Annotated in this window: 7 protein-coding genes and 1 pseudogene; 7 read left to right on the top strand and 1 reads right to left on the bottom strand. The window is 29.8% G+C overall.

Annotation, left to right across the window (positions count from 1 at the left end; genetic code table 11):
- From BLS77_RS19180 to BLS77_RS19160, 5 genes are all read left to right on the top strand, one after another.
- Positions 1–309: IS3 family transposase (locus BLS77_RS19180; protein ID WP_139164884.1), on the top strand; the 309-nt coding region annotated here is incomplete at its 5' end.
- Positions 310–595: 286 nt separating this feature from the next.
- A complete protein-coding gene (locus tag BLS77_RS19175) occupies positions 596–1,183 on the top strand; it encodes a DUF4878 domain-containing protein (protein ID WP_089973755.1) in 588 nt (195 codons plus the stop codon).
- 64 nt (positions 1,184–1,247) lie between these two features.
- Positions 1,248–2,030: an FxLYD domain-containing protein gene (locus BLS77_RS19170; RefSeq protein WP_089973753.1), complete on the top strand. Its 783-nt coding sequence runs from the start codon at positions 1,248–1,250 to the stop codon at positions 2,028–2,030.
- Between the two features lie 447 nt (positions 2,031–2,477).
- Entirely contained in the window at positions 2,478–2,648 is a 171-nt protein-coding gene (locus tag BLS77_RS19165; RefSeq protein WP_089973750.1) for a DUF1659 domain-containing protein, read from the top strand.
- A gap of 597 nt (positions 2,649–3,245) precedes the next feature.
- On the top strand, positions 3,246–4,169 hold the full coding sequence (locus BLS77_RS19160; RefSeq protein ID WP_089973741.1) for an Rpn family recombination-promoting nuclease/putative transposase: 924 nt from the start codon (positions 3,246–3,248) through the stop codon (positions 4,167–4,169).
- Between the two features lie 540 nt (positions 4,170–4,709).
- On the opposite strand, the gene BLS77_RS19155 is transcribed toward BLS77_RS19160, so the two are convergent.
- Entirely contained in the window at positions 4,710–5,357 is a 648-nt protein-coding gene (locus tag BLS77_RS19155; protein ID WP_089973739.1) for a sigma factor, read from the bottom strand.
- Between the two features lie 648 nt (positions 5,358–6,005).
- Here BLS77_RS19155 and BLS77_RS20455 point away from each other — a divergent pair.
- Positions 6,006–6,152 (top strand): annotated as a pseudogene (locus tag BLS77_RS20455) (class II D-tagatose-bisphosphate aldolase non-catalytic subunit); the annotation flags it as partial.
- 11 nt (positions 6,153–6,163) lie between these two features.
- On the top strand, positions 6,164–10,921 hold a 4,758-nt coding region (locus BLS77_RS19145), incomplete at its 3' end, for a discoidin domain-containing protein (protein ID WP_139164883.1).

Here is a 10,921-nt window from a genome sequence, read left to right as displayed (position 1 = left end):
ACTGCAAAACCTATTTTTCATAGTGATCGTGGTTATCAATATACAAATAGAACGTTCAAAAGTAAATTAGATAAAATAGAAGCAACACAGAGCATGTCTAGAGTTAGCCGCTGCATTGATAATGGACCTATGGAAGGTTTTTGGGGTATACTTAAAGTTGAAATGTATTATCTAAGAAAATTTGATACGTATGAGGAACTTGAACAAGCCATTGACGAATATATAGATTTTTATAACACACAAAGATTACAGAAAAAGTTAAAAAGTATGACTCCAATAGAATATCGAAGTCATACTTTAACAGCGTAATTTTTATTATTTACCCTGTCTACTTGACAGGGGGCAGTTCAAACTTCTAGGTCCCTTTGATATATATATTATAATAGTTCAAAATCCTAATCACTAGCTTATTAAAGAAAGTAATGTGTGGAAATATCAAAAATTGAAAAATACCTCTAATGATACTATTAAATGGATTGAAAAAGGATTGAGATATTATATAAAATTATTGAATTAATAGAGGGTCTATGATAATATAGGTAGGGTTATCCTGTAGAGGAAATAAATAGATAAAAACAAAGAAAAGAGGTGTTTTATGAAAAACATGGAAAGGTTATGTTCTATATTAATAATAGGAATATTATCAGTTGGATTAGTTGGTTGCGGAGGGGTAAAACCTAGTAAAGTAGTTAGTGAGTATTTTAATGAAGTAAAAAAAGGTGATAAAGGTAAGAGTAATGAGTTACTAAAAAATTCTATGGAAGAAGGAAGTAAGAAAAATACTGAAGATGCAGAGGGTAATGAAGTTTCGGATGAAGTATCAAATTTATTATCTGAATCAGTAAAGAAGTTAACTTTAAAAATAAATAATGAAACTATTGATGGAGAAAAAGCAACTGTTAATGTAACTGTTGAAGGGGATAATATAGCTATGGCTATGGGTGGTGCTATAACTAAATCATTCGGATTAGTATTTCAAGCAGCATTTACTAATCCTGATATGACAGATGAAGAAAGAGATAGGATTATGAATGACGCTATGATAGAAAGCTTTAAAAATATTACTTCTGATCAAAGAACTGGTGATATAACACTTACTAAATCAGATAAAGAGTGGACTATTGAAAGTAATAATGAATTAAATAGATTAATTTTAGGTGAAGCTAAATTAACAACTGATTAAAATGAGAGATGGTAAAATTGATTGAAATTATAAAATTAATACATAACTTAGAGGAGATTTAATGATGAATTTTAAAAAAATTACAACACTATTCTTAGCAGGAGTAATTAGTATGTCATTAGTTGCTTGTGGTGGAGAAAAAGAAACATTAACAGGAAATCAAAAGTTTATAAATGTCTTTGAAAAGTCTGTAAATGCTAGATGGACTGAGCAAGATAAGCCTACAAAAACTTCGGATGAAGAAAAAACAAAAAAAAATGTTGCAATTCTTGAAAAGGAAATAAAATCTCTAGAAGAGAATTTAAGTGGGATAGATGATCCAGTATTAAAGAAAAATGCTGAGGATTATATAGAAGGGGCAAAACAACAGATAGAAAGTATGAAGACTAATGATTATAAACTTAAGGATGATTATCAACAGAAATCAGATGCCCTTAGAAAACCATCATTAATGTCTATGGTTGAAACTTATGGAGTTAAGATTAATTCTGAACATGAGCAAATATATAAGGATTTTAAAGCTCAAGCTACAGTTATTGATAAAGAAAATAAATCTAGAACTTATGCAGAGGAATTAGGAACACAAATTAAACTTGAAAAAGTTACAGAAGAGTATGGGTCAATAAAATTAGAAAGTGTAGTAGAAAATACATCAGACTTTGATTTCGAATCTATATCATATAATGTTCAATACAAAGATGCTGATGGTGTAGTTATCGGGACGGACTTCATATATTTAAATCAATTCTCTAAAGGCCAGAAGCAAAAGGTTGAATTAATGTTATTTAGTGATAAAGCTTTTGAAACTATATTAATAACTTTAGATGATGTATATATTAAAAACTAGCAACTTTAGGTTAGGGACTAGCCCTTTCTTTGTCAGCACCTCTCTCTGAAGAGGCGTTGATTTTTAGGTGCAAGTTAAATAAGGAAATATAATAACTTAAATAAATAGGATAGGTATAGTGGTACTAAAACCATTATACCTATCCTATTTTATTCTTATTTAAATGATATAAGGTTGTTTTCTGAAGGTGTTAGCAAGCCCCTTTTTCCTTCGTAAACCCAGTGGGGCAAACACCTCTGGGGATTATAAAAAAAATCCAATTATATAAAGTGGCATAAACAAAACATTATTATAAAGATTGAGGATATCTATTAATGGTACTAAAACCATTGAAATAGATGTCCTCTTTTGGCGCTGCCCACCTTTAATGTATTATTTAAAAAAATAACAGTATTTTTTCAAAAAACCTAGCTACTGCATATATTTAAGTGAAGGGAGGTGAAACATATGGCAGTTAATTCAGTATTAGTTGATACAGCAGTTGTTGTTAAATACAAAGTTGGTGTAGATACTAAAGGAAATGATATCATCAAAAACCAAAGAGCTAATGATTTAAACTTATTAGCGACAGAGGAAACATTAATGGATCTTGGAGATATAATTTGGAGGCTTCATTAGTTATCCAATATCTCAAGTAACCAAAGAAACAGTAACTTTACTATCTAGATAGTAAATTGCATCTTAGGTTAAACCAGTTAATGTCAAAAGAAAGGAGGTGAAATGAATGGTTGAAAGAGTATTAAATATGAAGTTAATTAAAAATAAGAATAAATGTTTGTATAAGAACGGATGTTTGTGTTAATAATTATAATATAGTTGCAACTTTAAATTTAAAGTAGATTTTTAAAGTTTACTTTATTATAATAGAGGTGGATAAGTAAAAAAGAGTATGAATAACATTCATGATAGGGTGTAAAGATATACTCTAACCAGCAAGTATTTGTAAATATTGTTAAGGACACATTTAATTTTAGTTGATAAATAATACATATTACATCATAGATATTAATAATGATTGTTAAAAAGAAATATTGCTATCAGATAAATGAGGCCACGGAAAAAGTGTCCTTTATCATTTGAAAGTTAAAAACATATTATTAAAAAACGCTTCAACAACGACCTCCTATTAAATAAAAAACTATAATAAAAATAGATTAGGGGATATAATATAAAGTAGAAAGAGAAATAATAAAGTATATAAGGACGTGAGCAAAATTGCCTAAGACACACGATTTTGATGGCGCTTGGAAAGCTATTTTAGAAGCATTTGAAGTAGAAATAGTTGAATTGTTATTTCCTGAGATATTTAATGAAATTGATTGGAAACTTGGAACTGAATCATTAGATATGGAGCTTAAAGAAATACAAAAGGAAATTTTTGATAAATATAACGGTGACAAAGTAATATCAGATAAGATAATAAAGGTTAGATTAAAAGATAATGGTAGTAAAATATTATTTATTCATATAGAAGTACAAAGTTATGATAGCAAGAAAGAGATCTTTGGAGAAAGAATGTTTAGATATTTCTATAGAATTTGGGATAAATTCAGATACAAATATGATGATAAATCTGAAATAGTTGCAGCTGCAATATATACGTACAAAGGCAGCGCAGGCAAGGATGAAAGATATGTATATAAACTTCCAGAAATAGAGGAAGAAATACTACGGTATAATTTTAGAACTATAGATGTAGAAACTATAAATCTTGAGAATATAAGTGATAATAACCCTTTAAAATTAGTTTTTAAAATGGCTAAGAGTTTATTAGAAACAAAATCAAACGATGAGGATATATATGAAGCTAAAGTTAAATTAGCAGAAGAACTTGCATATTATGATAAAGTTAAAGATAATGAGCAAATAAAAGCATTAGTAGACTTTTTAGAGTACTTATTTTTAATACAAGATCCAAAATTAGAAAAGAAATATGAAGAGTATAAGAAAGAAAAGGGAGGGGCATTAAAAATGACAATAGAGGAAATTAGAAAGGTACATTATAAGCAAGAAGGAAAGGAAGAAGAAAAGATAAAAATTGCAAAGAATTTTTTAGATATAGCCGATGATGAAACAATAGCTAAAAAAACAGGTTTGGATATTGATTTTGTTAAACAATTAAGGACACAAAATAAGTAGACCAGCTAATAATAGTCAAGTAAGTTCGGTTATTATTCCCTCACAAAGGGGTCAGGTACTTGTGAGAAAATGGATAGCAAGCCCCTTTTTACTTCGTAAACTCAGTCGGGACCAACACCTCTGGGGTTGTAAAAAAATCCAATTATATAAAGTGGCATAAATAAAACATTATTATAAAGATTGAGGATATCTATTAATGGTACTAAAACCATTGAAATAGATATCCTCTTTTAGCGCTGCCCACCTTCGGCGCAAAAATCAAAGAGCTAATGATTTAAATTTATTAGCTACAGAAGAAACATTAATGGATCTTGGAGATATAATTGGAGGCTTCATTAGTTATCCAATATCTCAAGTAACCAAAGAAACAGTAAATTTACTATCTAGATAGTAAATTGATTCTTAGTTTAAACCTGTTAATGACAAAAGAAAGGAGGTGAAATAAATGGTTGAAAGATTATTAAATATGAAGTCTAATGACGCAGCTGAGGGTAAATTTACTTTTGTAATTAAAAATATTATAACTAATGTTTTCTTTGGCTATGAAAGCCCTTGGTGCAACTTACTAAGTGCTCTTTTCTTAAGGCTTGTACAATAATAGTAGTCTTTGCCTTTTAATTTAGCATAGTTTGATAAATATTGTTTTTCACCATCATCATCTAAATATAGAAACTTTATAAGTTCAAGCTCTTCTTTATCTAAGAATTTGAGTGAAAAGAATAACTCCTTTGAAGTTATTGTTTGAAGAACAACTTCTTCAAGATTTTTAGTATCAGGAATAAAATCCATATATGCCATATTATCTTTAACTATAGTATTTAAGCTGAAAACTTTATTATATCTAATTTCTTTTCTACATAAATAATTAAAGTTATTTTTTATAGACAAAAGCACATAAGGAGTAAAGGCTTCAATACCTTTAGTAATATTAAAAGCATTAATTGATCTAAGCACTGTTTCTATACCACTTTGAACAAGATCATCAAAGGTATAACCATTTAAGTAAATACCTTTAGTTTTTGAAACTATAAAACAATAGTATTTTTTAATTAATAATTTTTTTGCAGCCTCATCACCATTTTGAGCATTGCTTAATAAGCGAGTAAGTTCATTGAATTCACTAGTAGTTATGGCTTTGCCCGCCTTTGGCGTAATATTAGCAACGTATTCATTAAATTCAATTTGCATATGAAGATTCCCCCTTTAGGTTTAAATAAAATAGTAGATATAAAAATTACATAAGAGTCATAAAGTTTGTTGGATTTTCACAAAATCATAAGAGAACGTTTGTTCTATGGATATATATTAAAACTAGTTCCGATAAAAATACAAAATATGTAAAAATAAGACTTTTGTTATTTTAGCGTGTATATCTGGTACAAATAAAATATAAAAAAGAGTTTTAAAAGTAATACAGTGGTAACTACCTTAATGCTAATTATAAGCAAAGTCGAAAAAGATAACAGTAATGCTAATAAGACTATAATTATATACTTCATAAAAGACTTTCTTTTAAAGTTAGTTTAATAATAATTATTATTATTGAATTATATAACCATAATAAGCAGAAATAAACATTAAATTTATGTTAATTGCATTGAATTAAATTATGAAAAAATATAAAATATGTTATTGACAAAGAAAAGAAAACGATTTACAATGTATTTGAGTGGTAGATACCAGTAAAAGTAAAAAATGGGTGGTAGATACCAGTGAGGGGAAAATAAGTGCTATATGGAGGAGTAATTATGGCAGATATTTTATTAACCACTAAAAAAAATTATTGGTAATTATAAAAATAAAATACATGATGGGATTGTTTAGGTATGTTGTTCAAACAAATTTGTTATAGAAGTAGCAATAAATAGATTTAGAGATACGGATATGTATTTGCCTGTAGAAGCTACTGCAAATCAAGTAGATCAATTTGGTGGATATACTGGCATGAAACCTTTTGAATATAAAGAATTTATTTATAAATAGGGGGTATAAGGATGTTAAAAAGAAATAAAAAATTTAAAGTACTTATAAAATTTGCAGGGATAGTATTACCAATATGCATGGCAGTGTCATTATTTCCTTCGTCTGTAATCGTTGTAAAAGCATATGAAGAAAAAGAAATATTAGACAGGGCATATGTAAAAAGTGCACTTAAGACAATTGGAACTGTTACTAAGATCACTAAAGAGGGGGATAATGTTAACATTGACCTATCAACAGGTGAAAAAATAAAAATAAGTTTCTTAGAGAACAAAGTTTTTAGGCTACATATGGAACCAACTGGAGAATTGGCAGAATATCCAACTCCAAATAAACCTGATGAGACAACAAAAATAATAGACAAGACAGATGAAGCTTATGAAAAGGAATATGGAACTATAGATATAAAAATTGATGAAAGCAATGCAAATTTTTATAAGATATCTACTGAGTCATTAGAGCTAAGCATAGAAAAGTCAACATCAAAGATGAGTTTATATGATATTGCAAATGCAAAAGTTCTTTGGAGTGAAGCAGAACCTTTAAAGTACTCCGATGATAAAACAATTCAAACATTAGATACAAAAGATAAAGAAAATTTTTATGGTGGAGGACAACAAAATGGATATTTCTCACATAAAAATAGTTCAATAAATATTTCTGTAGGAGGCGGATGGGATGCTGGAGCAGCATCAAGCCCAGTACCATTTTACGTAAGTTCAGAAGGCTATGGAGTTATGCGTAATACATTTCAGCCAGGAAAATATGATTTTTCTAAAACTGCTACTTTCACTCATGAGGAAGGAAGGTTTGATGCCTACTACTTTGTTGATGATTCAATCACAAAAGTAATAGATAGTTATACAGAATTAACTGGGAAGGCTGCATTAATGCCAGAATACTCCTTTTATTTAGGACATGCTGATGCTTTTAATGGGGTGCATAATGGTCATAACGATAAAAGAGAGTTATTAGGAAAAGGTCTTGAAACTGTAAATAAGTATGTGGATAATGATATGCCATTAGGATGGTTTTTACCTAATGATGGATATGGATGTGGATATGGTGGATTAGATAACTTAAATAAATTTGTGGATGAAGTTAATAAAAAGAATATAGAAGTAGGTCTATGGACACAAAGTGAGTTATATCCTGATCTAAGCTTACCATTAGATAGTCCTTTACGTAGAGACTTGAATGGAGAGATACAATCTGGAGTAAGAGCTATAAAGACTGACGTTGCATGGGTTGGTAGTGGCTATTCAATGGCATTAAATGCAACACGTCAAGCAGCAGAAGGAATTGAAAAAGAGGAAAATTCAGGTGGAGCAAGACCATTTATTGTATCCCTTGATGGATGGGCTGGAACTCAACGTTATGCAGGATTATGGTCTGGAGATCAATATGGTGGTAACTGGGAATATATAAGAATGCATATACCAACTTATATTGGAGCAGGATTATCAGGAAATCCAAATATTGGATCTGATATGGATGGAATATTTGGAGGAGATAAAATAATTCAAACAAGAGATTTCCAATGGAAAGCATTTACACCTATTCAAATAGATATGGATGGATGGGCAGCTGGTGGCAATGATTATAGTAAAGAAAAAAATCCGTGGAATTATGGTGAACCTTATGCTTCAATGAATAGAATGTACTTAAAGTTAAAGGCACAAATGATGCCATATATTTATACAAATGCAGAAGAATCAACTTCAACATCTAATCCAATGATTAGAGCTATGATGTTAGAATATCCAAATGATCCATATACTTATGGAACAGAAACTCAATATCAATATATGTGGGGACCTAATATGTTAGTAGCTCCAGTATATAATGAGAGTGATAATGATGCAGGAGTAAGAAATGGAATTTATTTACCTGATGAAGATCAAGTTTGGATAGACTACTTTACAGGTGAACAATATAAGGGCGGATCAGTAATTAATAATTTTGATGCACCAATATGGAAAACACCAGTATTTATTAAGGATGGAGCTATTATTCCAATGGCACCAGAAAATAATGCAATAAAAGAATTAGATGGTTCAGAAAATAGAATATTTGATGTTTACCCATCAGGCAGTACAGAGTTTACAATGTATGAAGATGATGGAAAGACAACAGATTACAAGGAAGATAAAAATACAAGAACTAAAATAACTTCAGAGGTTACAGGCGAAAAAGCAGTTATAACTGTTAATAAATCTGAAGGTAATGGATATGATGGTATGGTAAATAATAGAGGAACAGAAGTAATAGTAAATACTCGTCAAGAAGCAAGTAATGTAACTGTAAAAGTAGGAGATAAGGATGTTACTGTAAAAGCTGTTACAACCCAAGAAGAGTATGACAATGGTGAAAATGTATACTTCTATAATGAAAAACCTAACTTAAATAAGTATTCAACTGAAGGTTCAGAATTCGAAAAGACAGAGGTTATATCAACACCTAAACTTTATGTTAAGGTTGAGAAAACTGATATTATGTCTAATGTAGTTACAGTAACTGTGGATGGTTTTAACAATACACAAGTTAAGAATGTAACAGATGCAGAAGTTCCAGCAAGTCCTACTGGATTAAAAGCTGATGATGCAAAAATTACAGATCGAGTTATAGGATTGAATTGGGATAAGGTAAATGGAACAAATGTTACTTATGATTTAATGATAGATGGAACAATATATACAAATGTATTTAAAGGAGCCAATGAGGAAGAATTACCATCATATATTCATTCAGGGTTAATCCAAGATACAGAACACAAATATCAAGTTCGTGCAACTAATTCTAAAGGAGCATCTGAATGGAGTAATGAACTTATAGGAAAGACAAAACTAGATAGATATAGAAATATTCCTAAAAATATGACTGCGACAGCTGATAGTGAGCAAGATGGAAGCGGAATAGATCAAGCCATAGATGGTGATGATAATACTTTATGGCATAGTAATTGGAATGATGGAAATGTATTACCACATACTGTTGATATTGATATGAAATTAGCTTATCAACTAGATAAATTTGAATATTTGCCAAGACCAGATGTAAGTAATGGAACCATACTAAAATACAATTTAGATGTTAGTTTAGATGGAAAGATTTACAAAAATATTGTTACTGACGGAATATTTGAGAAAACTGCTGACGTTAAGACAATTAAATTTGATGCAGGTGTTACAGCTAGATACATTAGATTAACTGCAACAAATGCGTTAGGTGGATTTGGTAGTGCACAAGAATTTAGACCTTATAAAAAGGATAAAACAGAAGGAGTAGTAGTAGGAGAGAATATTCCAAATGGGGCAATTGATGAGGCAGATTTACTATTCTTTGCAAGTTATATGGGAGTTGATACTAATGATACAGCATGGGAACAAGTATCATTAGTTGATATCAATTATAATGGTGTAATTGATGCATATGACTTAATGTATGTTGCATCTCAATTAGGTGAAGGTGAGTTTAGTCCATCTGGAATTCCTATTTCAGGAGGAGTAAGTATTAAATCAAGCAAGGAGGATCTAAAAGCAGGTGATGAATTCACTGTAGACATATTTGGATCAGAATTAAAAGATATAAATGCATTTAGTTTAGAATTGTTGCTAGATTCTAATAAGTATGAATTAATTACAGATAGTACTAAAATTGTAACTGGTGCAGATGTAGTTAAGGATATGTTGAATTATTCTATACTTGGTGGAGTTGGAACATCTAAACAACGTATTATGGCAGCCTTCTCAAACAAAGGAAGCCAGGCAACTTTAAATGGTGATCAAAAATTAGCTACTATTAAGTTAAAGGCTAAGCAAGATATTAAGTTTGATATGACAATAGAAAGATTAATATTAGTTAATACAGCATTTGATACTATTAAAAATGGTGATGATACTAAAGTAGATAAATCAGTTTTAAATGCTAAGATAGGACAAATAGAAAAGATAAATAAAGAAGATTTTACTGAAAATACAGTAGCAAGTTTAGTTGAAAAATTAAATGCAGCTAAAGCATTAGTAGGAGATGAGAAGGCTACACAAGAAAGCGTAGACAAAGCACTTAAAGAACTACAAGATGCAATGGATAAATTAGAAAAGATAATAAAGGAAGAAATAGTTTTAACTAAAGATGATATGACAGTTACTGGTGAAGCTGATAAAATGCAAGATGGAGCTGGTGCATTTGATAAACTTGTAGATGGTATCATAAGCGAAGATTCTTTAGCTGAATTAAAGTGGAGTATTACTGAAGCAGATGGTATTTCATTACCTCTTAAAGTAGACTTTAACTTTAATAAGCCACAACAAATTAATAGTTTTACAGCTTATAATCGCCCAGAAAATACAAATGGTAAGATAAAAAAGCTTAGTGCTAAAGGTTATGATGAAGCTGGAAAAGAGTATGATTTAGGAACTAAAGACGTTGGTAAGACAGCAAAGGATGTTTCATTTGAAACTAATGCAATTAAATATGACAGAATAGAAGTTACATTTTTAGAGTCTCATAGTGGACCTTTGATGTTATCAATTGCAGAAGTTCAATTCATTACAAAAAATGATAGTGCTGCCATAGTAAATAAAGCAACTTTAAGTGGAAAAATAGGAGAGACAGAAAAAATAAATAAAGAAGATTTCACTGAAAATACAGTAGCAACTTTAGTTGGAAAACTAGATGCAGCTAAGGCAATTGTAATTGATGAAAAAGCTACACAAGAAAGTGTAGATACAGCACTTAAAGAATTACAAAGTGCAATAGATCAATTAGAA

It is taken from the genome of Clostridium gasigenes, assembly GCF_900104115.1.
Classification (GTDB): domain Bacteria; phylum Bacillota; class Clostridia; order Clostridiales; family Clostridiaceae; genus Clostridium; species Clostridium gasigenes.
This window is presented reverse-complemented; position numbering and strand designations above follow the sequence as displayed.

Coding starts and splice junctions, on each gene's coding strand:
- BLS77_RS19170 (WP_089973753.1), top strand. CDS start 1,248: ATGAATTTTAAAAAAATTACAACACTATTCTTAGCAGGAGTAATTAGT.
- BLS77_RS19155 (WP_089973739.1), bottom strand. CDS start 5,357: ATGCAAATTGAATTTAATGAATACGTTGCTAATATTACGCCAAAGGCG.
- BLS77_RS19175 (WP_089973755.1), top strand. CDS start 596: ATGAAAAACATGGAAAGGTTATGTTCTATATTAATAATAGGAATATTA.
- BLS77_RS19165 (WP_089973750.1), top strand. CDS start 2,478: ATGGCAGTTAATTCAGTATTAGTTGATACAGCAGTTGTTGTTAAATAC.